This window comes from Pseudoalteromonas sp. P1-26 (genome assembly GCF_001401795.1).
Classification (GTDB): Bacteria; Pseudomonadota; Gammaproteobacteria; order Enterobacterales; family Alteromonadaceae; genus Pseudoalteromonas.
In genome coordinates this window covers 22,472-48,048 of sequence record NZ_LKDX01000036.1, presented here as the reverse complement: position 1 = coordinate 48,048, position 25,577 = coordinate 22,472, and the positions used below count along the sequence as shown (strand labels likewise).

Annotated in this window: 32 protein-coding genes; 27 read left to right on the top strand and 5 right to left on the bottom strand. The window is 39.4% G+C overall.

All coding sequences use genetic code 11. The features are described 5' to 3' along the window. The first annotated feature begins 257 nt into the window (after nt 1-257). The 16 genes from AN394_RS16055 (at nt 258) to AN394_RS15980 (ending at nt 9,816) form a co-directional block, all read left to right on the top strand. A complete protein-coding gene (locus AN394_RS16055) occupies nt 258-638 on the top strand; it encodes a hypothetical protein (RefSeq protein WP_054563951.1) in 381 nt (126 codons plus the stop codon). Between the two features lie 116 nt (nt 639-754). Beyond that, entirely contained in the window at nt 755-1,381 is a 627-nt protein-coding gene (locus AN394_RS16050; protein WP_054563952.1) for a DUF3885 domain-containing protein, read from the top strand. A 114-nt stretch (nt 1,382-1,495) separates the two neighbouring features. Next, entirely contained in the window at nt 1,496-1,993 is a 498-nt protein-coding gene (locus tag AN394_RS16045; RefSeq protein ID WP_054563953.1) for a hypothetical protein, read from the top strand. Nucleotides 1,994-2,087: 94 nt separating this feature from the next. Further along, on the top strand, nt 2,088-2,489 hold the full coding sequence (locus AN394_RS16040) for a hypothetical protein (protein ID WP_152968945.1): 402 nt from the start codon (nt 2,088-2,090) through the stop codon (nt 2,487-2,489). A gap of 133 nt (nt 2,490-2,622) precedes the next feature. Then, a complete protein-coding gene (locus AN394_RS16035; protein ID WP_152966996.1) occupies nt 2,623-3,153 on the top strand; it encodes a hypothetical protein in 531 nt (176 codons plus the stop codon). Nucleotides 3,154-3,500: 347 nt separating this feature from the next. Beyond that, entirely contained in the window at nt 3,501-3,833 is a 333-nt protein-coding gene (locus tag AN394_RS16030) for a hypothetical protein (protein ID WP_152966997.1), read from the top strand. A gap of 110 nt (nt 3,834-3,943) precedes the next feature. Then, a complete protein-coding gene (locus tag AN394_RS16025; protein WP_054563957.1) occupies nt 3,944-4,315 on the top strand; it encodes a hypothetical protein in 372 nt (123 codons plus the stop codon). A gap of 124 nt (nt 4,316-4,439) precedes the next feature. Next, nucleotides 4,440-4,874, top strand: a complete 435-nt coding sequence (locus AN394_RS16020) for a hypothetical protein (RefSeq protein ID WP_054563958.1) — start codon at nt 4,440-4,442, stop codon at nt 4,872-4,874. Between the two features lie 107 nt (nt 4,875-4,981). Continuing rightward, nucleotides 4,982-5,452: a hypothetical protein gene (locus AN394_RS16015; protein WP_054563959.1), complete on the top strand. Its 471-nt coding sequence runs from the start codon at nt 4,982-4,984 to the stop codon at nt 5,450-5,452. A 98-nt stretch (nt 5,453-5,550) separates the two neighbouring features. Next, nucleotides 5,551-6,054 carry a hypothetical protein gene (locus AN394_RS16010; protein ID WP_054563960.1) on the top strand — a complete coding sequence of 168 codons (504 nt, stop codon included), beginning with the start codon at nt 5,551-5,553 and terminating at the stop codon, nt 6,052-6,054. 81 nt (nt 6,055-6,135) lie between these two features. Further along, the gene (locus AN394_RS16005; protein ID WP_055021985.1) at nt 6,136-6,588 is read left to right on the top strand and encodes a hypothetical protein; all 453 of its coding nucleotides are present in this window, start codon (nt 6,136-6,138) and stop codon (nt 6,586-6,588) included. 84 nt (nt 6,589-6,672) lie between these two features. Continuing rightward, a complete protein-coding gene (locus AN394_RS16000; RefSeq protein ID WP_054563962.1) occupies nt 6,673-6,936 on the top strand; it encodes a hypothetical protein in 264 nt (87 codons plus the stop codon). A gap of 142 nt (nt 6,937-7,078) precedes the next feature. Further along, entirely contained in the window at nt 7,079-7,552 is a 474-nt protein-coding gene (locus AN394_RS15995) for a hypothetical protein (protein ID WP_054563963.1), read from the top strand. Nucleotides 7,553-7,625: 73 nt separating this feature from the next. Continuing rightward, nucleotides 7,626-7,853, top strand: a complete 228-nt coding sequence (locus AN394_RS15990) for a hypothetical protein (RefSeq protein ID WP_054563964.1) — start codon at nt 7,626-7,628, stop codon at nt 7,851-7,853. 126 nt (nt 7,854-7,979) lie between these two features. Next, nucleotides 7,980-8,480 carry a YcxB family protein gene (locus AN394_RS15985; protein WP_054563965.1) on the top strand — a complete coding sequence of 167 codons (501 nt, stop codon included), beginning with the start codon at nt 7,980-7,982 and terminating at the stop codon, nt 8,478-8,480. A 433-nt stretch (nt 8,481-8,913) separates the two neighbouring features. Further along, entirely contained in the window at nt 8,914-9,816 is a 903-nt protein-coding gene (locus AN394_RS15980) for an alpha/beta fold hydrolase (protein WP_054563966.1), read from the top strand. On the opposite strand, the gene AN394_RS15975 is transcribed toward AN394_RS15980, so the two are convergent. From AN394_RS15975 to AN394_RS21740, 3 genes are all read right to left on the bottom strand, one after another. After that, the gene (locus AN394_RS15975) at nt 9,749-11,233 is read right to left on the bottom strand and encodes a sulfotransferase (protein ID WP_054563967.1); all 1,485 of its coding nucleotides are present in this window, start codon (nt 11,231-11,233) and stop codon (nt 9,749-9,751) included. The two genes, AN394_RS15980 and AN394_RS15975, sit on opposite strands and share 68 nt — an antisense overlap. A 145-nt stretch (nt 11,234-11,378) precedes the next feature. Beyond that, on the bottom strand, nt 11,379-13,964 hold the full coding sequence (locus AN394_RS15970; RefSeq protein ID WP_054563968.1) for a TonB-dependent siderophore receptor: 2,586 nt from the start codon (nt 13,962-13,964) through the stop codon (nt 11,379-11,381). A 297-nt stretch (nt 13,965-14,261) separates the two neighbouring features. After that, the gene (locus tag AN394_RS21740; RefSeq protein ID WP_082401749.1) at nt 14,262-14,414 is read right to left on the bottom strand and encodes an oxidoreductase-like domain-containing protein; all 153 of its coding nucleotides are present in this window, start codon (nt 14,412-14,414) and stop codon (nt 14,262-14,264) included. A 106-nt stretch (nt 14,415-14,520) separates the two neighbouring features. Here AN394_RS21740 and AN394_RS15965 point away from each other — a divergent pair, with 106 nt between their 5' ends. Beyond that, nucleotides 14,521-14,931 carry a hypothetical protein gene (locus AN394_RS15965; protein ID WP_054563995.1) on the top strand — a complete coding sequence of 137 codons (411 nt, stop codon included), beginning with the start codon at nt 14,521-14,523 and terminating at the stop codon, nt 14,929-14,931. 88 nt (nt 14,932-15,019) lie between these two features. After that, nucleotides 15,020-16,381, top strand: a complete 1,362-nt coding sequence (locus AN394_RS15960) for a M17 family metallopeptidase (RefSeq protein ID WP_054563996.1) — start codon at nt 15,020-15,022, stop codon at nt 16,379-16,381. A gap of 1 nt (nt 16,382) precedes the next feature. On the opposite strand, the gene AN394_RS15955 is transcribed toward AN394_RS15960, so the two are convergent. Beyond that, complete coding sequence (locus tag AN394_RS15955) at nt 16,383-16,769, bottom strand: VOC family protein (RefSeq protein ID WP_055021984.1); 387 nt, start codon at nt 16,767-16,769, stop codon at nt 16,383-16,385. Nucleotides 16,770-16,840: 71 nt separating this feature from the next. Then, nucleotides 16,841-17,914, bottom strand: a complete 1,074-nt coding sequence (locus AN394_RS15950; protein ID WP_055021983.1) for a ketoacyl-ACP synthase III — start codon at nt 17,912-17,914, stop codon at nt 16,841-16,843. A 151-nt stretch (nt 17,915-18,065) separates the two neighbouring features. Between AN394_RS15950 and AN394_RS15945 the strand changes: the two genes are divergently transcribed. The 9 genes from AN394_RS15945 to AN394_RS15905 all read left to right on the top strand — a co-directional run bounded on the left by AN394_RS15945 (nt 18,066) and on the right by AN394_RS15905 (nt 25,564). Beyond that, the gene (locus tag AN394_RS15945; RefSeq protein WP_055021982.1) at nt 18,066-19,376 is read left to right on the top strand and encodes an amidohydrolase family protein; all 1,311 of its coding nucleotides are present in this window, start codon (nt 18,066-18,068) and stop codon (nt 19,374-19,376) included. A gap of 8 nt (nt 19,377-19,384) precedes the next feature. Next, nucleotides 19,385-19,789 (top strand): DUF4440 domain-containing protein, encoded by a 405-nt coding sequence (locus tag AN394_RS15940; RefSeq protein WP_054563972.1) that lies wholly within the window; start codon nt 19,385-19,387, stop codon nt 19,787-19,789. Nucleotides 19,790-19,806: 17 nt separating this feature from the next. Next, nucleotides 19,807-21,018, top strand: a complete 1,212-nt coding sequence (locus AN394_RS15935) for an ATP-binding protein (RefSeq protein WP_055021981.1) — start codon at nt 19,807-19,809, stop codon at nt 21,016-21,018. Continuing rightward, nucleotides 21,015-21,548, top strand: a complete 534-nt coding sequence (locus AN394_RS15930; protein ID WP_055021980.1) for a response regulator transcription factor — start codon at nt 21,015-21,017, stop codon at nt 21,546-21,548. Before AN394_RS15935 ends, AN394_RS15930 begins: the two co-directional genes overlap by 4 nt. A gap of 152 nt (nt 21,549-21,700) precedes the next feature. After that, nucleotides 21,701-22,105 carry a DUF1761 domain-containing protein gene (locus AN394_RS15925; RefSeq protein WP_054563975.1) on the top strand — a complete coding sequence of 135 codons (405 nt, stop codon included), beginning with the start codon at nt 21,701-21,703 and terminating at the stop codon, nt 22,103-22,105. A 39-nt stretch (nt 22,106-22,144) separates the two neighbouring features. Next, nucleotides 22,145-22,396: a hypothetical protein gene (locus AN394_RS15920; protein ID WP_055021979.1), complete on the top strand. Its 252-nt coding sequence runs from the start codon at nt 22,145-22,147 to the stop codon at nt 22,394-22,396. A 112-nt stretch (nt 22,397-22,508) separates the two neighbouring features. Beyond that, nucleotides 22,509-22,970, top strand: coding sequence for a hypothetical protein (locus AN394_RS15915; protein ID WP_152968944.1), 462 nt, complete (start codon nt 22,509-22,511; stop codon nt 22,968-22,970). Nucleotides 22,971-23,128: 158 nt separating this feature from the next. Next, nucleotides 23,129-23,398 carry a CBU_0592 family membrane protein gene (locus AN394_RS15910; RefSeq protein ID WP_054563978.1) on the top strand — a complete coding sequence of 90 codons (270 nt, stop codon included), beginning with the start codon at nt 23,129-23,131 and terminating at the stop codon, nt 23,396-23,398. A gap of 183 nt (nt 23,399-23,581) precedes the next feature. Next, on the top strand, nt 23,582-25,564 hold the full coding sequence (locus tag AN394_RS15905; RefSeq protein ID WP_235576272.1) for a TonB-dependent siderophore receptor: 1,983 nt from the start codon (nt 23,582-23,584) through the stop codon (nt 25,562-25,564). The last annotated feature ends 13 nt before the right edge of the window (nt 25,565-25,577 follow it).

Here is a 25,577-nt window from a genome sequence, read left to right as displayed (position 1 = left end):
TCTAGAGATATTTTAGCTAGTGAGATTGGTGACTATTTTAAAAGTAAGACTATGAATCAAATCGTAAGTTATGACGAATATAGCCGTGTTGTAACTTTTCAACTTAGAAATAAAAGTCTTGAGTATAGAATCCAGACTTTCTAACAAAGCAAATTAAAAGTGCGGACAAAAAATAGTTGGCTTTGTTCGTACCTCACAAATTTTAGCCAACTGTTTTTAGCCGTTAATTTGCGGCGTTAGTAGCCTCGGAGGCTTTGGTGGAATTTGACGACTTAAAGTCAATCATTGATGTCAGCAGGGATCTGGAACTGACTCTTAAATCACCTAATTGGGAAGTGATAAAATACCCAATCTCTGTCAGTGGGAGCTGGATGTCAAAAGAGCTCTTTCTGAAAGTATTTTCAGAGACATCTGAGTATAAGAATAGTGATGAAGTATTTGCTTTTGAGTCTTTTGAGCGCATGTATAAAGCAACTGGGAAAACTAACAGGCTAAATGCCGAGTTCAATTTAAACTGGGCAGACTTTAATAATTTTCAGGAGTCTACTGAAATTCTTTATTTTTATTTAGTCCCTCAAAATTTAAGTTGGGTGCTTTACGGTAACCGCGACTTTTGGCAGTTTGCAAAAGGCTACTAACAAGTTACTCAAAAGGACACAAAACGCTTGGCTTGTGTTCCTTCGTCGCTGATTTTAGCCAAGCATTTATGCGCCCATTAGTAAGGCGTTATATTCACTTTGGAAGTACTGAGTAAATGGATGACCCTGAAATCAAATTAGAACGATCGTTGTTTTATAAATGTCCTTTTGGATTGAGATTTGAGATAGGTCCATCCGATCTAGAAATTTGGAAGGATGAAAGTAAGTCTTTAAATAGTGAGTATTTTAGCGTTGCACTAGAAAGAGCAATGAGTATCTTCCACGCTGTATTTGAGCCAAGTGATAACATTGCTATTGCGTATCAAATTTTTTCTGACGGACGAAGAAAAATAAAGAAGCGCAGTTTTATCTTCAAGCAGTTGCACTCACTCGATAATGCCAAAATCGATCTATCCGATCATCGGGAAATCTATTCTGAAGACTTAGATTACAAAAGTGAATGCTGGAAAAGAGCAACTATTTCGGGTATCAAAACTACTGAAATAAACACCGAGCAACTTTTTAAAGCTGCAATTAACACTGACTTTTCTAGTTTAAGGCCTCATCTCAATGGGGAGTGTTATCTGATAAACAGAACAAAGCAACTTGTATTAAACCTCTATGATGACCGAGGTATGGATGTAGTTTCAAATCGCAGAGAACCTTTAGATTCTCTGTATAAGAGTCATAATCATTTAATACTCGATTATGACAGGGAGTCCATCGACAAGGTGTTTTCGTGAATATAACAAGTTACTCAAAAGGACGTAAAACGCTTGGCTTGCGCTCCTTCGCCGCTAATTTTAGCCAAGCATTTTACGCCCATTAGTAAGGCGTTATAACACTATGAGGAACGGATGCGTAATTTAATATTATCCCTGATTGTATTCACTGTTGCTGGATGTAATTCGACATCAAATGTTTCAAAAGTGCAGGTACAACCTAAAAACTCTAAATGCGACTTAATTGCTGAGACTGTAGGGCCTATGGTTGCTACTAAATGGGCACTTAAGGAAACAAATAAAACTCAAAAAGATAAAGAGTTAGGTGATTGGAGAATGCTTGGCTTAGTGCATCATGACGCATTTGAAAAAGCTGGGTTTAGTCTCGATGAAACTAAAGCAATAGCTAAAGAAGTGTATGAAATCGATATATCCGATCAAATGGAGTATGACATTCTTTCTTATCGTTATTTTTATAAGGCACAATGTCAACTACAAGCGAAGAACATTAAACCTTTACCTCTAGCTGATACTTATAAAACTCTGGATCAATGTTGGTACCCTGATAAAAACAAAGGTTTAAATGAAGAGATTTGTTTCAAACAAGTTTTATCCGGTGAAATCGTGTTATAAACAAGTCGCTAAACTAGGACAAAATTAAATAAGCTCGTCGCTTCGCTCAATTGTAGCTTATTCAATTTTGCCTGTTAGCTAAGCGTTATACGTAATGAGAATATTCACCTTAATTTTAGCTTTCTTTGTTTCTGCTTGTTCTTCCATAGAAGATGTGTCAAACAAAGATTTCGTAAATATAAGTATGGGCTCTGTTTCATCCACGAAGCCTTTGTTTGTGTGTGGTAATAACCTGGATAGTGAATTAACCAATCAATTGGTTATTAACTGGGGATTCGAAAAGTGCCAGTCAGGCGAGCATGTTATTAGCATTCCAGAAAACTCGCCTTTGAAAATAACGAAGGTTGTAAAGCATACACATACAGCGTTGTTTACTCGTGAACGTTGGCTTGCGCTTGGTAACTTCGAAAATACAGAGTTTTACTATTACCTAGATTGGGTTACTCAAACAGATGGTACTTTTTTTAAACAGTCAAGCAATGTACCTTGGCGATGATTACGTCTAACAAGTTGCTCAAGTTCGTTCGTAAACTCACTGGGACAATTAACAGTTGGCTTGGCGCTTCGCGCAAGTTTAGCCAACCGTTAATTGCCCCTAAGCAAAGCGTTATGTTTCTATGGAGGGGGAAGTGTCTACTAGGTTAATTATATTCTTATTCTTATTTTATCCAGCCGCTTTATACGCAAAAATTGGACCTGTAACTTGGGAAAGTTTAGTTGATGGTTCTGAAATAGTTGCTTTAGTAAAAATTAAGAATATTGAAGTAGTCGATGATGGTCATGGGACGACAAAAGTAATAATAGTTGATTTATTAAAAGGCTCTCAAAGCTCTAATGAAATTAATGTAAGTTGGCATTTAAGCACTGTTAGTAGTGCCTTATATGATATTCATGGTTACCACCTTTTATTTTTAAAAAAGACTGAAGATGGCAAATATAAGCAATCAGTAATAGGTAGATCGTTTTGGAAACTTTATGGTCGAAACAGAGAAAATTTGACTATCAGTCTAGAAGCAAAGGATCCTCGCTTATCTACGATTATAGAGTTACCGAGTGAATTTTATAAAATTGAGTCAGTACCAGTTAGGAATGGTACAATAGGCTATATAGATTCACGTATAGTTAGTTACAAGAAATTAAAAAAGTACTTTAATCAATAAACATAACAAGCCAAGTCAACAGGACAATTTTAAGCTGGCTCCCGTCGCTGCGCTCCTAATTTTAGCCAGCTTAAAAGTTGCTTCTGCTTGAGGCGTTATGTGCTCAGCAGATAGGGCGTTACCAAATAAATATTCTAAAACGTTTTTGCTCCAAGACGAGTTAACCTAAATGATCTAAGGGCAGCTTTGAGTGAATAGCTGACGTTGAATACTTTCTTTTGATATAGTTTTTATATTCAGAATTTACAACTTTCCTCTTTACTCAGTAATATGAGCAGTTGTGTGGTAGAGATATGCGTGATTTGCGCACTATTTAAAATGTTATGTGCTCATGGGAGTTTCCTAGCTTGAACGAAAATTATAAGTATGCAGCCCATATGATTTCTTGGGTAGAGAAGCTTGGTGTGCCGGAAATCCCTTTGGCAAAAAGTGCATTTTCACAACTAAAAGGTTATTGGGTTGAACATATAAATCTTAACCTTGAGCAGTTAAAAGAGGATTTGTGGTCATGGGTTGATAGTAACGATGGTTACAACATATCTGTCCCAGAAGTAGCAAAGATGAGAATTATTTTGTGCTTAGCTTATGAAGAAAATCGTGAGTTAGAAGATGTTGGCTATTTTGAAGATTTATTAGTAAATCTTGGCATCTCACATGAAGATGCATACAAACGCACATAACAAAGTGCTTAAATGGCGGGCACAAAAAGCTTGGTTGTGCTCGTTCCTAGCAAACTTTAGCCAAGCATTTTGTGCCGTTTAGCACGGCGTTATATTTTCATGGAGGAGCGGTGAACTTAGGAAGCTGGGATAGCGCAATTATCAAAAGCTTGGCATGGGTAGCCTTAGGAATAATTGTAATAACTCTTGTTATGGGTTCACTATCCACAACCGCTAGTGATATTGCTGGCTTATTTGTATCAAGTTTACTTTTTCTGGGTGTCTATTTAATTCTATCTTTGGTCGGGTGGCTATGTGTTGGCTTCCCTGTTCATTGGTTAATTTGTAAATATGCAAATGCTTCTTTCAAGGTCTATGTGGTAGTTAGTATCTTAGTAAGCTTAATTTTGTACTTTGTTCAAAGTCAGGATTCTATATTATTTGCTCTGACGGCATTGTCTCAAGCAATGATATTTAGGTTCTATGTGTATAAGAAAACATAACAAGCCAATTCAGTAATGGGACTGCTAACAGTTTGCTCGGTTCCGCTACGCTACACAATTTTAGCAAACTATTATCAGCCCCTGATTGGGGCGTTATATTTTACGGAGAGTCTGAGTCAATCACATGTTCGGAGCATTAATTAAATACCTATATAGCCAAACTAGACAAGAGTTACATTCCGCTTTAACTGTTCTTGTTTTTGCAGCAGCTTATGGAATTGGATTCTTATTCCTATGGCTAATATTCCCACTTTTTGGTTGGCAATTTAATGTTAACTTTGAACTAAGCGGTTATTTCATAGGTTGTATCGGTTCTGGAGAATTAGCTCGTGGAATTGCTAAGTTTACATTGCCTATTAAACACTCAAAAGGTTCGCATGTAACGAATGCTATTGCAGGAGCTACTACAGTTGGCTTATTTTGGCTTTGTGTCACTTTGAAGTGGAATCATGAATTATGGACAGTACCAATTGCGTTCATTGTCGGTGGCTTTTTCTATATTTCTTTAGAGTTTGCGCAACGTTTTGATAATTGGTGTAATAGTAAAATAACAAGCTAATAATGGTAAGGACGCAAAAAGCATGGCTGCGCTTGTGCCTTTCGAATTTTAGCCAAGCTTAATCCGCCCATTATACGGGCGTTAGCTTTTAAAGTAAGGATTGACTATTGAGGAATGTTTTAGCTGTTATAATTGTCACTTATATTTTTTATGGGTGGATTGGTTATTTTTGGGATAATTCAGAAGGATCAAATAAACTAGCTAAATTTAGTAGTCTTACTCTTGAAGATATTGTCTCAATTGAAGCGATAAATTCTGAGTATATTAATGTGACAAATTCAGCATTAAATTCCACCCAATCAAAAGAACTATTAATTAATGCTATTACTAGTGCGGAGCAAGCATCAACCGCTAAGAGACCACCCAAAAACACCAAACTATATATTAGAATTAAAACAAAGAACGACACCATAGGTTTGAATCTGATGGTTCCACTTACCAAAAGAGGTGAAATGTATTTTGTCGTTGTAGATCGGGTTTATGATGGTGAAAGTTACACTCAGAATAGTTATGGTCGCTTTATAACTACTGGGCTTTATGAATTTTTAGTTGAGGCAAAGTTAGTAAACGAGAGCTAACAAGCAATTAAACAGGGATAAAAACTTGCGGACTATTCGCTTCGCTCAATTTTACCCCACAATTTTTTAACCGTTAATATAGCGTTAGGCAATCAGGCATGTCCAAGTTTACATATTATAGAAATCTTATATTAGCTGCTGTTTGTGTTGCTCTTGGTATATCTATTAGCTATGTTCAACTAACTCAAAAAAACGGTGGCTTCCCTTATAAAGAAGAGCTGGTTAGTCGTGATGGGTATATCGATTGGGTGCAGGAGTATGATTACGGAATTCGCTTTGCATTTGTAGATGATAATTATAATTTCAATTATCCTTCTAAATCTAACGGCCAGAGTATAGTTTATGACTCATTATTCAACTCTAAAGGGAAAAGAGTTGAGGTTCTATTTGAACCTAGAGAAAGTACGAAGCCAATATATACAACTAAAGAGTTTCACGATGTATTTGAAGTCAAGATAGAGCAAAATGTAATCCGTTCCTATGCCGAATCAGAAAAGACGTGGAAATCAGATAACCTACTTATGCCGTTTATATTGGTACTATTTTTAATTGGTGGGCCTTATATATGGTGGAAAACCAAGAAAGAGTACAAGAATGCCTAACAAGCTCATGTTGTCGGACTGCTTTTCTGCTGCGCTCCAAATCAGCCGAAAATGTGGGCGTTAAGTATATTGCAGGGAAGTATGATTAGACTTTTAGCTTTATTATTTTTTATTCTACCGTGGTGCTCAGTTGCTACTACTGATGTGGTATTTATTTCCGAGAAAATAATTACGCCTGAGCAAGCGAGTGAATTCGGCATTCACAGGCTAACCGCTGGCAATGACCAGAGCTGGAACGTATTAGTTTATCCTTCTAAAAACGCTAATAATGAGCCAGTCACAGAAGCATCAATGACATTCACTATTAAAGAAAAAGAAGTAGCATTGGTACTTCCTAAAATCAGTAATTTTGAACAGACTAGTTTCAAACGTTCAGATGTCGTTTTAGATACCAACTCTGATGTAGCTGTAAGTTTCGCAGTTACATATGGCTCTCAACGCTTGGTACTAGTTAATATTACCCACTTAAAATCGAGAGATTATGAAACGTTTGCAATGCAATATAACAAACGCCTTATCTCTGAAAATGATTAGTTATCATGGTTTTGGAAAACAACACAAAAAGCCATGCCAACACATTGCTTGTTAAGCAGGCGTTATACATATAAAGGATTCAACTTGGTAAATATTGAAAGTACGGCAGGAATTGTTGCAACGGTAACATTATTAATACTGTTTATGTTCTTTGCTGCCAATCTAGGAATGATCGTTCTAGAGCAGAAAATATCCACAGGCAGCCTACAAGCATTTGGCTCAGGTTTGGTGAAGATGCTCAATAAAAGTGACAATCCTAATAGTTACAAGCAAGCGAGGGTTTACTTGGTTGGAAGTGCTCTATCATTTTTTGCATTCATGGCTCTTTTGGAGTTTGGCTATGCATAACAAACACCTCTATAGGTCACTTTTGAGCTATCAGATATAGTGATTCGCCTAATGATATTGGCTCTGCTCCATAATTTGATATTGCACTAACTTTTATGTTGGTGATGACATAAATACTAAAATGTTATAAATAGGAGGAGTAATTATCGAAGAAATTGAGGAATGGATACATCAGGTGAATTCCTCACATAGGGAAGTGCGTCGGTCTTGCTCCGTCTTTGAAGAGCATTTCAACGGTTTCTACTCGCCTGAATTTCTGAAGACAGCGTTTTTCGTTGTTACCGACGAAATCCCAAAGCCTGATTTTCCAGGACTCCGGGAAGCAGGTTTAGGAGACTTCATCGACATGGATGTGGGAGGTATTACCTACAATGATACCTATTACGTAAAGAAAGAAGCTGCAAACGAGCTTCGGCTGCACTTCCATGAATTGGTTCATGTGCTGCAATGGCGTGAGCTCGGGCCTCAAGGTTTCATAGAGCGTTACATTCGAGAGATTCAAGATTTTCGGTATGACAACGCTCCACTAGAAAAGATGGCCTACGCCTTAGATGGGCACTACCAAAGCAAGGGGCGGCATCTCGGTGTTGAGCAGTTTGTCCGAGAAAATTTATAACAATTCGCGTCACTCGGGCGCACTAAAGTGCGCCGGTGCGCTCCGCGTAATATAACACTCGGGAATCGGAGAAATGAGTAAAATCTTACTAATAATCGGTATAGCTCTAGCAGTTGCAGGTGCACTGGTGTTTATTGCTGACTTCTTACCAGTTGATTTCCTAAAACAGAGCTCAGAAGAAAGCTATCTAAAAATTGAAGCTAGTAAATCATTTTCTCTAATAAGTTACAGGTTACATTTTCTAGTTGTTGGTATTATCTGTTTGTTGGCTTATAAATTTAAAAATGTAATTGGCTTTTAATGTGTTATTTAACAAAGCAAATTAAAAAGGGCGGACAAAAATCAGTTGGCTTTGTTCGTACCTCACAAATTTTAGCCAACTAATTTTTGCCGTTTATTTGCGGCGTTAGATATTCAAGGACGTTAGGTGCAAATTTCATATAAAAATAACTTAGATGATCTGTTAGCTCTAAGTGAAGATGCAATCTCTAATAATAAGCAATGGGCTAAAAAGAAAGCATGGAGCATTTACTATATGCCTTTGCTCATACTTACAGTATGCTCATTATTTGCATTTTTGATGGATAAACCAGCGTTTTATGGTGGCGGTATTGGCGGAGCTCTCTTTTCTTCTATTTGGTCATATTTTTGCTACAAAAATTACCCTAAGAAAATGGCTAAAGAAATAGAACAAAAAGAGGTGTTTTGTGAACACATTATTTCTTTATCTCCTGAGGGCGTAAAAGAAAAAACGGCTAATTCTGAAAGCTTCAATACTTGGGAGTCTTTAACAAGAGTTATATATAATGATGACCATGTGTTTATATATAACACGCCCGTAACTGCGCACATAATTCCTAAAAGAGAAGTTGGTGAACAATCGTTTCAAGACATAAAAAAACAAATTATGGCGTACAAGAATACCTAACAAGCGCATCAAAAATGACGTCAAACGCTTGGCTGGCGCTCATTCTTCGCTAATTTTAGCCAAGCATTATCCGCATTTTATGCGGGCGTTACGAATAAATGCTCTAACATTTTTTCCAAGTATGGTCATGCTCAACATCTGTTCACACTGAATGATGGCCTTTGGAACGCTCATGGCAAAAGGCCATCTCCTCCGCATATGTTAATTACGTAACATAGAAATCATCAAACAATTAGCCAAAGGCTTATGTATCTCGAACTTCTAACATCAATGAATATTGGCTCTGCATTGGTGTTACTATTTAATCAAAATCTCATCGTGCCTGAGATTCTCATTTTGAATGGCAATCGCCACACCAAAAACTTGCTTTGCAGAAGAGACTGGCGTAATTTAACACTGGTACGATGAGTCTATAAGAATAAAAAGGTCAAACGTGACGATTAAACAAGAATCGGTGTTTATTAAACTCGCCGAAAGCCAAACCTTACATTTACGCCGTATTAGTAAGACTGATGCGAAAGGCCCTGCGGTGTTTTTTATGCATGGTGCCGTTGAAAATGGTAAAATCTTTTACACCCACAGCAATAAAGGTTTAGCGCCATTTTTAGCTGAGCATGGCTATGTTTGCTATGTGGCAGATTTACGTGGTCGTGGTGAGAGTAAACCTGCGATTTCAAAGCATGCAAAGTATGGTCAAACCGAGGCTATTTTAGAAGATATCCCTGCATTTTTAGATAAAATTAAGCAGCTTGAAGGCGAGCCTGCGCGTTATTGGGTGGCACACTCATGGGGCGGGGTGTTAATGAACAGTGTGTTTGCCCGTTTTCCTGAGTTGATTGATGATGTGAAAGCCTGCGGTTATTTTGGTTCTAAACGGTCTTTGTATAACCATCACCCAAGCAAGTATATTCAAGGTAATTTGATTTGGTATGGTTTGGCGCCATTAGTTGCCCGTAAGCATGGTTTTGTGCCGGCTAAAAAACTGAAATGGGGCAGTGATGATGAAACCCGTAAGTCACATTATCAAAGTATGCAGTGGGCTAAACGTAAACCTTGGGTCGATACTGACGATGGCTTTGATTACGCCAACGCATTAGCTGATAAGGCACTACCGCCCATTATGCATGTGGCAGGTGTTAAAGATAAAGCCCTATGCCAGCCGATTGATATTGAAAAGTTTATGGAAGAGTCGGGCATCGGCAAGCAAACGATGACCATTTATGGGTGTAAGTTTGGCCATAAGGTCGATTATGATCACATAAATATGCTTACTCACCCACAGGCGCGTTTTGATCAGTTTGCTGACTTGTTGAACTGGTTTGAGACTCACGCATAAGCGTGTGCAATGCGCTCTCGTAGCGTTTGTATTTCTCTAATGCTTTATCAGTTAACGGCTGTCTTACAGCCGTTTTGCTGAGCGTTGCCACCGGTTTTTTTGACTTATAAAAATCTAAAAACTGTGTACTGTACTCAATGTTTAAGAACTTACACAGGGCTGTTAGTGTTTGTTCGCTGTCATTGATAAGTGCTTCATAGCTTAAATCAAAAACCGCCTCTGGCATCACGTTTTGCCAATGCTCCATTAACTGCTGATACAAATCAAAGTATTGCTTAAACTCTGGGAGTGAACAAAAGTAAGGTTCGTTTTCAGCAAAATAGTTGCTAAACACCGACCAAGCAATTGCATTATACTCGCGCTGCATATTAATAAACTTGGCGTTAGGAAAGAGTAAGTAAATCAATCCAAGTGACTGATAGTTAGCAGGCAGCTTATTGATCATAAAGGGGCGTACAACTGGCGCTTGTTTTATTCGTTCGATATAAATATTACGGGCATTGTTAATTAGCCCTTGGTTTAGCTCTGCTAAGCAATCTGGGTAGGGGAGTTGTGTTTGTTGTTCAAGGTATGCAACAACCTGATTACTGATACTGGCATCTTCGCCAAGGCTGGCAAAATCATCATGGCTTGCCAGCATTTGCTCTACCAGCGTTGAGCCACTTCTTGGCATACCAATAATAAAAATGGGTGTAATTGTGCCGGTGAATGTTTTGTCTCTGGCATCAATTAGTTCAGCTGTATTTTGCTCTATGATGCGCTGATAAAAAGGCACTAAGTCACGGGTTTTAAACTGCGTGAGTTTTGTTTGTAGCTTATTAGCTAGGCTAAAGTAGTTAAAAGCTTGTTCTGTATCATTTAACTGATCGTAGCTTTTACCCAGTGCATAATAACACACCATTTTTAAGCGCAGGTTATTGGTCAAAGTTAAAAATTGGTGTAGCTCATTTATGTAATTTTGTTCATTGTTAAAACGCCCAAACTGCACTAACTCAAATAAAATGTACGCCTTTACAGGGTAATTTCCCATACCAAGGGCATGCTTTAAAATACCGTAGGCTTTGTCTAACTCGCCATAGGTTAAATAATGTTGGGCAAGATAGTAGTGTGGCTCAGGGTTGTGGCTGGCAATTGATTTTGCATATTCGAGTACGGTTAAGGCATCTTGTGGTGAATGCACGCCATTAAAAGCATCGGCAAGAGCATGGAGCGGTTCAAGCATATGAGGTAATCGTTCACAGGCTCTTTGTAGAAGGTAAACAGCAGCATCATAACGTTCTAAACGCAGTGCAATACGGCCCAATCCAAATAACGCTTCGCCGTTTTCAGGATCTGAATCGAGAATGGTTTTAAAATGAAACTCGGCCTCTTTAAGCTTGTTTTCATTCAGTAGTTGATTCGCTTTTTCTAACAGCATAGGAATGGCGGGTTATTTGTTATTTTTATTTACTATAAAACGAAAAAGGCGAAATGTCTTTCGCCTTGGTTAACTATAAATATCCAGAATAAATCCGGGGTATCGACTTTCTAGGTTGATTGTTCAACCTAGAAAGCTGTTCTATTTAGAAAGTATACGTAGCTTTCACGTAATAGAAGCCGCCGTTGATACCATATGGCGACGTTTCGTAGTATTTACCACCCCAGTTGTTGTTAGGGATGTCAGTACTGTCATAGAAATCAAGTTTCTCTGCTTCTTGGTCGAATAAGTTGGTCGCACCAACAGAGAAGCTAAGCTCTTCAGTTAGGAAGTAAGTTACTTCTGCATCAATCGTCACTGCAGCATCAGCTGTTTTCGCTGTTGCATCGTAATCTACGTGTACGCCTTGGTATTCGCCATAGTAGTTAACACGTGTAAATGCAGAGAAATTCTCCCACTGTTGTGCCCAGCTAAGCGTTGCACGGTGATTTGGTAAGTCATTTTCTAAACGGCTTACTTTAAACTCACCAGTAATGTCTGTTGACTTAGTTACTTCAGTGTCGTTCCAGTTGTACGCTAAGCTGAATGTTGAGCTACCGCCTAACAAATCAGTTGAGTAGTTAGCTACAGCATCAACACCTTGCGTTGTTGTATCGAAGTCATTAGTGAAGAAGCTTACTTGCGCTAAGTTTTGTACGTTTGGTACGCCTGCTGCTTCAAGTGTGTCTTTATCAGCTTGGCTTAACTCAATTTTATCTGATTGACTGATACGGTCATCAACTTGGATGTTGTAGTAGTCAACTGTGAAGAATAAGTCACCAAGTGTCCAAACTGCACCAAATGTATAGCTTTGTGATTCTTCAGGTTCAAGCTCTGTACCACCTAATTGCACAGCAATTGGGTTTGTTGGTGGTAAAAGTGCTGAGTCAACAAGTACACCGCTGCTTAGGTTTGTTTGAACGTTACTTACATTTGCTTGACCAACAGTTGGTGCACGGAAACCTGTACTGATTGAACCACGAATGTTTAAGTCTTCAGTTAAGTGGTATTGACCAGTTAACTTGTAGTTAGTTGTTGAGCCAAATGAATCATAATCTTCATAACGTAGTGCTAAGCCCATTAAGAAGTCTTCTGTGAATGGTGCTTCAACATCAACGTATGCAGCATAGTTACGACGTGTATACTCGCCCGCATCAGATGGTTTGAAACCAGGGAAACCATTTGAACCGATACCAAAACCTTGTTCTGTTAGTGGGCCAGCTGTGAAAGACGCTTCGTCACCAGAAACAACTGTGAATGTTTCTTCGTGCCATTCTAGACCACCGGCAACGTTTACATCGTAAGCTAAGCCAAAGTCAAAACCTTTTGATAAATCTGCATTAAAGTTTTTCTCTAACTGTGAGTATTTACCTGGGCTGAAATCGCGCGGGCTTTCTGGGCCTAATGATGCATTGATTGTGTCGTAGATGAAGTAACGAGATTCGTTGTAACCAACTGTACCGCTTAAGTCATAGTAAGCACCTTCAAGGATACCAGATGTGATTTCACCTTTAGTACCAATTGTTAATGCGGTATCTGTGATGTTACCACCGAAGTTAGGTGTAAAACCGCCCGGAAGCATTTCGTTAAATGCAAAACAGTCTGGGTTGTTAGCAACACCATTGATGTAATCTGGGTTATCTAAAACGTTGTCATCAATCATGATATCGGTAGGACAGTTACCGCTCATATCGCCAGTTAAATCACCAACAAGCAGTGTTTCACCGCCGTCATTTGAGTAAACACCTGGGCGAGTGTGTGGGTTACGATAGTAGAAACCACCACGTACGTCACGCTCAGAGTAGTTACCAAACATGTAGAATTCAGATGAGTTGCTTAACTCAAGACCAATGTTACCAAAGATTGTAATATCATCATCAACTTCAGGTGCACCCCAAATTTGTGCTAAAGAAGATACTTCAGGTACACCTGCTGCGTTAAGTGCCGCCGCATCAGGGCGTTGTACTGAACGGCTAGTTGCATCAGCTGTTTTGTATTGGAAGCTTAAGTTAGCAAAACCACTATCGGTAAATGGTAGACCCACGTTACCTGAAATTTGTGTTGTATCGCCATCACCTTCGTAGTATTCGCCTTGACGAATTTCGAATGAACCACCTTCAGAGGCATCTTTTAATACAAAGTTCATTACACCAGCGATTGCATCAGAACCGTATTGTGCCGCAGCACCGTCACGAAGTACTTCTACTTGCTTTAGGGCAATACTTGGAATAACTGAGATATCAGCACCTTGAGCACCATCATTGATACCACCACCTAAGAAGGCAATAACTGATGCGCGATGACGACGTTTACCATTAACAAGTATTAATGTGCTGTCAGAAGGAAGACCACGTAAGTTAGCAGGGCGTACAAGTGACGCTGCATCACTAATTGGGTTTTGGTGAACGTTAAAAGAAGGAACCGAGCCTTTTAAAAGCTCTAGCATATCGGTGTTGCCGCCTTTATCTAGCTCTTCACCACCGATGATATCTATCGGTACTGGTGAATCGCCGATTGAACGTGGCGCAGAACGAGTACCAACCACGGCAATTTTTTCTACATTTTTATTAACTTTCGTTTCTTCTGCTGCTTGCTCTGCAGCAACAACTGAACCCGACACAAACAGGCCAGCTGTTGTTGTCGCTAAAGCAAATTTAATTGCTTGTTGTAGCGCATTATTTTTGAATTTCATTCTGACTTCCCCAGTTAGAATATTTATGATTATGTCACCGAAGTTAAATAATAAACTTGGTGTAAATCTCTTATACAGCCTGTAAATTTATTTTGCAAATTGTTAATGTGATGTTGTTTTTGGCGTTTTTATTTGCACGTTATTATTGTTTTTTTAATTATGTGCATGAAATCAAAGGGGATAATTTATTCTTATTTTTTCTTTTAAGCGTAAGAAAGTATATAAAATATCTAAAAATATTTTAAAAAAGGAATTTTTTGATTGGTTTTTAAGCGAAATTGGATTTGGAACGGTCTATTAGGCTTGTTGCGGAATGTTGTTTAATTGCCATTGCTTTAATTTTTCTCGGTATTCATCCCAAACACATGGGCAACAACTACCACCACCACAACATTCATCTGGGGCCGGCTTTTGGGGTTTTGGCTCAGCCTGTTGTATAGGTGTGTTCATGTTTAATACTGAAAAATAATTACGAATAGAGTACTAAGAGTAAAACAAAAACTAATATAAGTAAATTATGCTTTGTGAACTTAACATGCTGTGTGAAAATAGCCAAATGCGATTATACAAAGTTATTCATCGAGCCCCATTCAGAGTGGCCAAAATTACCAAAAAGCGTCAGACACTACGCTTCAAGCGCGCTATGGTAGCACTTAAAATCGCACTAGCCCAAGAAAAGCAAGAAACAAAAGAGATGCTTCATATCTATAGGCGATACACCCAAGGCCAAGCTACTAAAGAGGAATTGCATACTGCCAATGAGCAATTTTTAGATATATTAAAAGGGCTCGGTTTGGGCGTATTTGCTGTATTACCTTTTGCCCCAGTGACAATTCCTTTGGTTGTAAAACTGGGTCAATGGGTTGGTGTTGATGTGCTACCTAGCTCATTCAATATCAATAAGTCGATTAAAGAGATTGATCAACAAGTAGAAAAAGAAGAAAAAGAGAAGCAAAACAAAGACTGATTAGGTTTTGCTTATCTGATTTTGCCTATACCTTTTGTATCAAGATATTGGTATGCTTAAATACCTTTTCTTTATATCGAGTCGTTTAATGAGTTCATTAATTCGCCATTCTTCTACGGGAATTCCCCTGTCATTTATTGCTAAAGCTGACCTATCAACGTGGTTAACCGAGCAGCCGCAAGCCTTACAAAATTGGCTAACAAATTGTGATTTTAAAAACAAAGGCATGGCCTTAATTGCTGATAGTGAAACCGGTTCTCTTGAGCATGTGTATTGTTTAGTTAATGATTTACAAGACTTTTGGTTAGCGGGTGACTTATCAACAAAACTGCCAGCAGGTTGTTATCAAATTCAAGGTGATGACAAGTTTGTAGAACAAGTAGCGCTGGGTTTTGTGTTAGGTGGTTACGAGTTTAGTGAATATAAAGAAAAACCATCGCCACGTGCCACACTAGCTATTAAAGATGAAAGCTTAGTTAAGCGTTTATCGCAGCATGCAAGTGCCATTAATTTAGTGCGTGATTTAGTTAACACGCCTGCTGCAGATATGATGCCGCAACACCTATCGCAAGTGATGGCTGATTTAGCCGACACCTTTGATGGTGAGTTTAGCGAATGGGTTGGTGATGAATTATTAGAGCAAAACTACCCAACAATTCATATGGTTGGTCGCGCGTCTGAGAATAAGCCTCGCTTACTTGATTTACGTTGGGGCGCAAAAGATGCTCCACAAATTACATTAGTTGGTAAGGGTGTTTGTTTTGATTCTGGTGGTTTAGATTTAAAACCAAGCTCAGGCATGCGAAATATGAAAAAAGACATGGGCGGTGCCGCGCATGTTATTGGTCTTGCGCAGTTAATTATGGCTGCCAACCTACCAATTCGTTTACGCGTATTGGTACCTGCAGTTGAAAATGCGGTTTCTCGAAATGCATTTAGACCGGGTGATGTGATCAAAACTCGCAAAGGGATCACAGTAGAAATTGATAACACGGACGCTGAAGGTCGTTTAGTGCTGTGTGATGCACTTGCTGAAGCACAAAACGATAACCCTGATCTTATCGTTGACTTTGCTACCCTTACTGGTGCTTGCCGTGTAGCCCTAGGTACTGAATTACCGGGCTTTTTTGCAAATAACCGTGATGTTGCTAACAAATTGATGGATGCAGGCGAAAGCTGCCATGATCCTGTATGGCAACTTCCGTTATTTGATCAATATAAAGCATTATTAAAAAGTGACGTAGCTGATATTGCTAACTGTGCTTCCACTCCTTTTGGTGGTGCGATCACTGCAGCTCTTTACTTAAAAGAGTTTATTGAGCCAAGCACTCCTTGGGTTCACTTTGATGTCATGGCTTGGAACCTACGTGCATTACCGGGTCGCCCTACAGGTGGTGAGGCATTGGGTATTCGCGCTGTGTTTAATTACCTACAAGATCGCTTCCAATAATCTAGAGTTGGTAAAGCTCTAAAGGTAAATCATCGGGATCGGCAAAAAATGTAAATTGCTTCCCGGTGATTTCATCCACTCTTATTTCTTCAACCGAAATGCCTTGTTGTTCTAAATATTTTTTAGATTTTGCAATATCGGCAACTTTAAACGCCAAATGGCGTAGCCCTTGTGCCTCTGGATAGCTTGGTCTTTGTGGTGCTCCAGGAAACGAAAATAATTCTAATTGGCTACCATCAGGAAGTGCTAAATCTAATTTATACGAGTCACGTTCAGCACGGTATAGTTCGTGGATAATCGGCAGTTTTAATACTTCATTATAAAAATGCTTTGATTTTTCATAGTTGCTACAAATGATTGCAGCGTGATGTATGCCTAATAATTCCATTATATAGTCCATTTTTTGCTCATAAAAAAACGCGGACTAAGCCGCGCTTTTCTACTAAAGAGTGTCGAGGATTACTCTGCCGCTTTACATGCTGCAACAGCTGGTGCAACAAGTTCAAGGCCTGTTTTATCACATTCAGGTAAAGCTGCATCAGACACTGCAATAGGTGTCACGCGATCGCCCCATTTAATGTAACTCGCCGCCCAAGTTAAACCAGCGCCAAAGGCTGCTGACATAATGTTTGAGTTTGGCTTGATAAGGCCTTGCTCAACAGCTTCACAAATTGCAATCGCAATTGTTGCAGCAGACGTATTACCGTAGTCGGCAATGTTTACCATTACTTTTTCGTCAGCTACTTTCAAGCGTTGCTGAATCGCTTGGATAATACGTAAATTTGCTTGGTGAGGAACTAATACGTCAATGTCATCAAGCTCTAACTGTGCTTGGTTTAGCACGTCGTCACAAGCTTCACTCATTCCCTTAACAGCACGTTTGAAGATCTCGCGACCTTCAAATAATAAGTTAGACGGGCCAATTGGCTCGTATTTATTTAAATCGCTACCAAAGTTTTCGATGTGCAAGATATCGCGATCTTCACTGTCACACCCGGTTTTAGTCGCAAGTAATCCAGATGGTGTATCTGAGGCTTCTAATACAACGGCACCAGCACCATCACCAAATAATACAGCACTGTCGCGGCGCGCCCAGTTGATGTACCAAGTCATGCGCTCAGCAGCAATAACGACCGCTTTTTTGATCATGCCTGCACGAATTTGTGCCGTTGCTGCTTGTAATGCATATAAAAAGCCTGAACATGCAGCGTTAGTATCCATTGCTGCTGCGCCAACCGCACCAATATTTTTCTGCACTAAAGAGGCCGTATTTGCCACCATAGTTGATGGTGTACAAGTCGCAAGAAGCACAAGATCAATGTCTTTACCATCAACACCAGCACAAGCAAGCGCTTGCTTTGCGGCAACGGTAGCTAAATCGGCAGTAGAAACATGGCTGACACGGCGAGATTTGATGCCTGTACGTGTTGTGATCCATTCATCATTGGTATCAACAATATTGCTAATTTCATCATTGCTGATGCTTGCTGGTGGTATACATTTACCCCAGCCAGTAATTTGGGCATAAGACATAATGTGTTCTCTTTATGTGGTCAGACTTGTTAAATTTTTCCGAAGTTATATCAAAATTCACTTGTTAACACTAGTTCATTGCTGCGCTATGTCGTAAATAATGGCATTTACTCAGTATTTAAGTTAAACCTAGTATAAAAAAGAGGCGATTATGAAAAAAATAAACCTAAAAATAAGCACATTATCGGTACTGTCTTTATTATCTTCGTTTGTTGTTAATGCACAAACCACCATTATTCATGCTGGAAAGATGCTGGTAGGCACTGATCAAGATGTCAAAGAGCAGCAAACGCTGGTTATTGAAGACAATAAAATTGCCGCAATAAAAGCTGGTTTTCTATCAAAGCAGCAATTAAACCTCAGTGATGCAGATGTTATTGATTTAAAAAATCAGATGGTATTGCCGGGTCTGATTGATATGCATGTTCATGTAACCTTTGAGCGAGATGCAAAACGTAACCCTCACCAATGGGCAACTGAATACGAAGCCGATTACGCTCTTCGCTCTCTAAAGTACTTACAACGTACGGTTGATGCAGGTTTTACCTCTGTGCGTGACCTAGGTAGCAGCTATCAAGTTATCTTTCCATTAAAGCGTGCGGTTGAACGTGGCGATATTGTTGGCCCGCGCATTTTTGCTGCGGGAGATATGATCACACCGACCGGAGGTCACGGTGATATGCATGGCTATCGCCGTGATATTACCAAAGCGACAGAAGGGGGTGGCTTGGGTGTGTGTGATGGCGCAGCCGATTGTACTCGTGCAGTGCGCGATGTAATTAAAAGCGGTGCCGATGTGATTAAAATAACCGCGACAGGTGGTGTTTTAAGTAATACAGCGGCAGGGGTTAATCAGCAATTTACTGATGAAGAACTCAGTGCCATTGTAAACACAGCCCATCATTTAGGCCGCAAAGTGACCGCTCATGCTCATGGAACAGAAGGTATAAAAGCAGCACTTAGAGCAGGTGTTGATTCAATCGAACATGGCTCTTTTTTAGATAAAGACACGGTTAAGCTTTTCAAAAAGCAAGACGCGTATTTAGTTCCAACCTTACTCGCTGGCGCAACAGTTAAAGAAGAGGTGCTAAATAACCCTAATATGCCAAAAGCAATTGCTGATAAGGTTGAAGTAGTTGCGCCAAAAATGGAAGCATCGTTTAAATTAGCGTTAAAAAACAAGGTTAAAATAGCCTTTGGTACAGATTCAGGCGTATCTAAGCATGGTGATAATGCTAAAGAATTCGAGTTATTAGTTAAATACGGCATGACACCAAAGCAAGCAATTAAATCAGCCACCGTTGAAGCTGCTAAACTATTAGGTCAAAGTGATAACCTCGGTGACTTGAGTGTTGGTAAACAAGCAGATATTATCAGCGTGAATATGAATGTACTTGATAACATTAGCGAACTTAGTCAGGTTCAGTTTGTTATGAAGGGCGGTAAAGTGCTCAAACAGTAAGGGTTACTATGGGCGGTAAAATTAAAGAGACGTTATTTAATCATTTAATTGATGCAGAGCGACAGCTCCTTGAGCCAGAGGTACGGCAATCTGCTGAAGCGCTTGATGCATTACTTGATGATGATTTTATTGAAATAGCCGCTGATGGCACGTCATTTAATAAGTTCCAAGTTTTAACCCGCCTGCCAACTGAGGTGGTACCGCAGTTTTATAATCAACATTTTAAAGGCCGAATGCTCAGTGATGATATTGCACAGTTAAGCTATCAAGCGGCCTTTAGACGTTCAGCTCGCTCAGAGTTTAACTACTCAGTTCGTATGTCACTGTGGCGTTTTAATGGTAAACAATGGCAAATGGTGTTTCATCAAGGAACGCCTTGTGCTGTTTTTACAATTTCAATGGACGATGATTAAGCTTTAAAGAGTCCGTTATGCAAACCGATCCGGCGATCAGTCGCCTACTAATTTTAAGAAGCGCCGCAATCGCCGTGCAGTTTGTTGCTGTTATTGCGGTATATTTTCTTTTTGAATACCAAATCCCCTTACTGCCTTTACTTGCTGTAATTTGTATTGAAGCAATCTTTCAGCTGTTAAGTATATTTGCTTACCGAAATGTCACGAAAGCCAAGCCTGCAGCTGTGTTGATGCAGTTGACAGCCGACTTATTGTTTTTAACTATTTTGCTTTCACTAAGTGGTGGGGCAACCAATGCATTTGTTTCGTTATTACTGTTACCGATAATGATAGCGGCGGTGACTGTTAATGCGAAAGGGCTTGCTTACACAGCTGTGTTAGCAATCGCAGCTTATAGTTTTTTACTGATAAAAATGCCCGAACATACCATGCACCAAATGCAGATGACTCATCATTTTATTGGTATGTGGATTAACTTTGTTATAAGCGCCATCGTTATTGCCTTTGTAATTGGCACATTAAACAGCACGTTAAGAGCCAGAGAAGCTACTATTGCACGTACCCGCGAGCAACAATTAAGGCATGAGCAGTTATTAACGCTTGATGGGGCAGCAGCACAAGTAACGCATCAACTTGCAACGCCGATAGCAAACTTACAGTTATTATTTGAAGAGCTAAAAGAGCAACAAGCTGATGACCCTATTGTGCAAGAAATGGCTAAGCCATTAGCACAGTGTAAAGAGCAACTTGCTCATTTTAGGTCACTTTCAAATGCACTAAGAACCGGTGAAACACAACAAGTGATTAGTGCTAAAACACTGCAAAACACGATTCAAGATGCGATGACTCTGCATTTTCCTGAGCAAAGCTTACAGTGGCTAAATGACGCCCCTGATTGTTCGATTTTAAGTGATGCCATGCTGTTACCGGCTATTTTAAACTTGTTGCAAAACGCCGTATCGGCAAATAACCATAATCAGCAACACAACATAGAAGCTAAATGGCAAATTGATGAGCAAACACTTTCATTGTCGTTACGTGATTTCGGTCAAGGATTTAGCGAGCAACAAATGGCATCATTAGGCGGTCAGCTCATGCCAAGTAGCGATGGAATGGGAATGGCAGTTATGCTTTCTAATGTAACCTTAGAGCGCTTAAATGGCTCATTAACACTAAGTAATCACCCACAGCAAGGCGCGATTGCGATGGTTAGTTTAAAAATTGTATGAAACTTTTAATTATTGAAGACGATGTAAACCTAGCCAGCACGCTTGCGAGGCGCTTTACAAAACAAGGCTTCACATGTTCACTTGCTCATAACGCGGAGCAAGCTTTACAAAAAACAACCACTTTCGAGGCAAGCCACTTTCTGGTGGATTTAAAACTCGGGGATGATAACGGCCTTGCGCTAATTAAACCTTTAAGAGAACAATTTCCTTCAGCGCGTATCGTATTGCTCACGGGGTTTGCAAGTATTGCCAGTGCAGTAGAAGCGATACGTTTAGGTGCTGATGACTACTTACCAAAGCCTGTCGATTTCAATTCATTACTAAAAACAATCTTGGGTGATGTTGAAGCTGGTGCCTCATCGGTAAACCCAGAGCCAAGCCAAATAATGTCGCCAGAGCGTCTTGAGTGGGAGCATATTCAACATGTATTGCATAACAACAATGGTAATATCTCTGAAACTGCGCGCCAACTGAATATGCACAGAAGAACCCTACAGCGTAAATTGCAGAAAAAACCCGTACAACACTAAATTGATTGTTTATTAAACTGAAATAATTCTGCGGTTAATCCTAAAGTATGGTTTAGATATTAATAGGTACAAAACTCAGCCTTTTTGATTTGCTGCATCGCTGATCCTTAACTAAAGTCAAATTAAACCTGTTAGTTGTATGAGTCTGGCGTATGCATTTTTCAGAACTTAATTACTTCGCGATCTTTTTTGCTGCCCTTGCATCTTTCTTATTGGGCGCTGTGTGGTATTCACCTTGGCTTTTTAAACGTATTTGGATGGAAAGCTGTGGTTTAACTGAACTTGACCTACAGAGTATTAACCCAGTTATGGTGTTTGGCGGCAGCTTTGTTTTATGTTGTTTAATTGCATTTAGTTTATCGTTATTTATTGGCGCAAATGTCAATGTGGGAGTGGCTGTTGGCACAGGGTTTATTATTGGCTTGTGCTGGGTTAGCTGTGCCTTAGGTATTGGCTATATTTTTGAACAACGCCCATTAAAATTGTTCTTAGTTAATGCAAGTTATTCAATATTACAGTTTTCTGTTATCGGCTTAGTTTTGGGCCTCTGGCCTTAACATGATAAAGTAAGGTTTTATTTTAGCAATGTAGTTGTAATGGCAAAACCAAACAAAAAAGGCCCGACCAAAACAGTCGATATTTTTTGCTCACAATGTAAAAGCCAGTTATTTAAATACCGCAAAGGCGGAAAAGGGGCGTTGGTTAAATGTTTTGTTGAACGTATTAGCCAAGATTTTACCAATGAAACTGGTATTTGCCCTGACTGCCAACGTCAATTCGCCCGCGAAACAATGATCCGCGGTGCACCTGCTCTAAAAATTATCGGTGGTAAGGTAACGCATAAGTAGATTAGTATTTGCCGCATTTTTGATGTTTAATTTAAAGTTAGTTAAAGAGTATTAATACCATTTCTGTAAATTGGCTTTACTGGGAAACACGATCAAGAAGGAAAAGATTAACTTGGTTAAACATGGATTTGCTGCTTTGCTTATGGTTTTTGGCGTTTTGCCCATTTTGACTTCATGTGGAGAGACAGCTTCAAAAATAAACATAAATGAATATGTGTTCGTAAGAGCTATAAACCCAAGCGATAACCTCTACAAATATGGCGCATTTAGACTTAAGCCTATAGAAAATAAAGCTAATGTCGTCCAATTTGATTGGATTACTGTCGAGTCCCCAAACAGCATATTGAAAATAGAAAGTGACACTACTCATTTAGGCAAATCATCCTTTTATGTGGCAGATGGTCTAAAGTTTGATGTTTTTTACCTTTCTTTATCTATTGCTGATCGAACCTCTTGGTGGGTAAATGAAGTGCCTGCGGAGTTTAAAACCATGTATACCACTGAATTTTGTCAATCATCTTTGACAAAGCTAGAGCAGCTTAACCATGAAGATCTGAGTATTTGCTTTGAGTAAATATTAACTGTAATTAAAATACGGACATTTATCCTCGTTTATCCCTCATGCTCTGATACTATTGACCGGTTTGCTGTTTCAATGAATGAAAACAACCCTCCCCATGGATTGGGCCAGTTGTATGGGTATAAACACATGAACAAAATGGACTCACGCACGTGATAGCACTTTTATTTGATATTATTGGCATGACAGGCACATTCTTAGTGGTTGGTGCTTTCTTTTTATTACAACTGAATAAAGCATCGCCAACCGGCCTTGTGTATAACATGATGAACTTAACAGGCGCGATTCTGTTACTAATTAGCCTTTGTTATAACTTTAACCTTGCTAGTTTTGTTATCGAAATTTTCTGGATAGCGGCGTCACTTATTGGTTTATATAAGTACATCAAGGCAAAGCGTACTGCTAATGTTGAAACAGCTTAATTAAGCTTAGCTCAATAAAATTAAAACCCATTTTTAGCTGAAAGTGGGTTTTTTTGTATCCACTTTCGAGAACTCTTCAACTAAAACTATAAAAACATTGCAAGCTTGCCAATCTTTTGTATTAATAGTGTAAACAAGGTGTTGCTTTTGCAGCATAGGCTATTAGTACAGGTATCTCGCAGCGTGAAGCTTTTAAGATGTTCAGCACTTTTTTCAATTGCAGTTGCCTCAACCATTCCATTGGTTGCAAACGCGACTGAAGAGCAAGACTTATTCTCTTTAAGTTTTGAAGACTTGCTTAATGTGCAAGTCGATATTGCTAGTAAAACCAGCGAAACTTTGTCATCTGTTCCTTCAACCATGAGTGTATTTAGCCGTAAACAAATTCAAGCGCTTGGTGTTGATAACGCCTATGAGGTAATGAACTTTGTGCCAGGTATGCAATCAACCCGTGGAGATTGGGTTGGTGCTGTGCCTAAAGATCATGCTCGAGGTGTATACCTTGATAGCGGCAATGTACTGGTGATGATCAATGGTGAGCGTGTCAATGAATCATCATTTGGTAAAGCTTCTGTTTACATGCCTTATATACCTATTGAAGTTATTGAAAAAATAGAGTTTATTCGCGGTCCAGGCTCGGCGCTATATGGCAGTAATGCGTTTTTAGGGGTGATGAATATTGTTACCTCTAAAGAGCGAAATGCACTGCAACTTGTGGTTGGCAACAATGGTCGCTACGGGGCAACAGGGCAGTTTAATACCTCTTTTAGTGATGATAGCGCACTCTTCGCGAGTTTTTCTTATGATCAAAAAGGCGGCGAAAGCTACCCGCAAGGTGTAAAAGATCCTCTTGAAGCAATATACCTAGAAGCAGGTGTTGATTACAAAAAGCTGCAATTACGTGCTCGTTACAACGAAACATCCCTTGATGAATTTTTAAACCTTGCTGGCTATTCAACACAAAATCAACACACCAGTGATAACACTTTTGTTGGCATTAAATATAACTGGATTAATAACGACAAGTTAAAGCTGGATTCTAGTTACTCGTACACTAAACATAATATCTCTAGTGCTGGTTTAATCGCTGCTTTTGACGATATACCTGACTTTTTACTTGGCCCAGCTTGGCAAACAACTGATAGCAAATTTGAGACTGAACTGAGTTATCAATTTGAAAACCAATGGCAGCTTGCAGCAGGTATAGAATACGCAGAGGCTAAACAGGTCGAGGCTGGGGTGCGTACTAATTACTATGATGATGAGTCGATGTTAGTCATTATTGACCCCGCTTATTATCAGCAAGGTATTGTGACTGTGATGGACTTTCCTGAATTTGCATCACTTAAATATACCTTCGAAACATATAGCGCCTACGGGCAGTTAAAAATACCTTATTCAGATTCACTTACTTTATTTGTAGGGGCACGCTATGACGATGTGAAAGACATCGACAGTAAACTTTCGCCTCGCCTTGCGGGCGTTTATGTAATAAACCCAGAGCATACCGTAAAAGTGCAATATGGCGAATCGTTCAGAACTCCGGTTACTAATGAGCTTTTTTCAAATGATGATGTCACCGTAGGTAACTCGTCACTTCGCTCTGAGTCGGTCAAAACCACTGAGCTTGTTTGGCATTATCAAACCTCAGAGTTACAAGCTAATGCGGTGCTTTTTTATAATGAACTCAATGATTTTATAAACATTGAGCCAACGCAATCTAATGATGCCTTGTTTACTTTTACAAACTCATTTAATACTCAAAACAGTGGTATCGAGCTTGATGGTACTTGGCAATCAAGTAAAGAGTTTTCTGTAACGGGCACTTACACGCAATACTTTGAAGATCCAATTAATGCGAGCTTTAAGCGTTTTGCAAGCTTAGTGAGTAGTTATAACTTATCTGACAGCTGGCAAGTGAGTTTAAACTTATTGTGGCGTGATAAAGTTGAGGTAAGTTCGGTTACCGGTGCTCACTTCAAACAGTCTGCCTATAGCTTATTAGGTGGCAGCTTAAAGTGGCAGTTAAACGCTAACAGCCAACTGATGCTGAAAGCAGAAAACCTGTTAGGCAAAAAATATAACGTGTTTGATCCACGAATGGACAATGGCGCTGTCGCTGGTACAACAGAAGATTTATCGTTACACTACCAGTTCAATTTCTAGTTGCGCTGCTCGC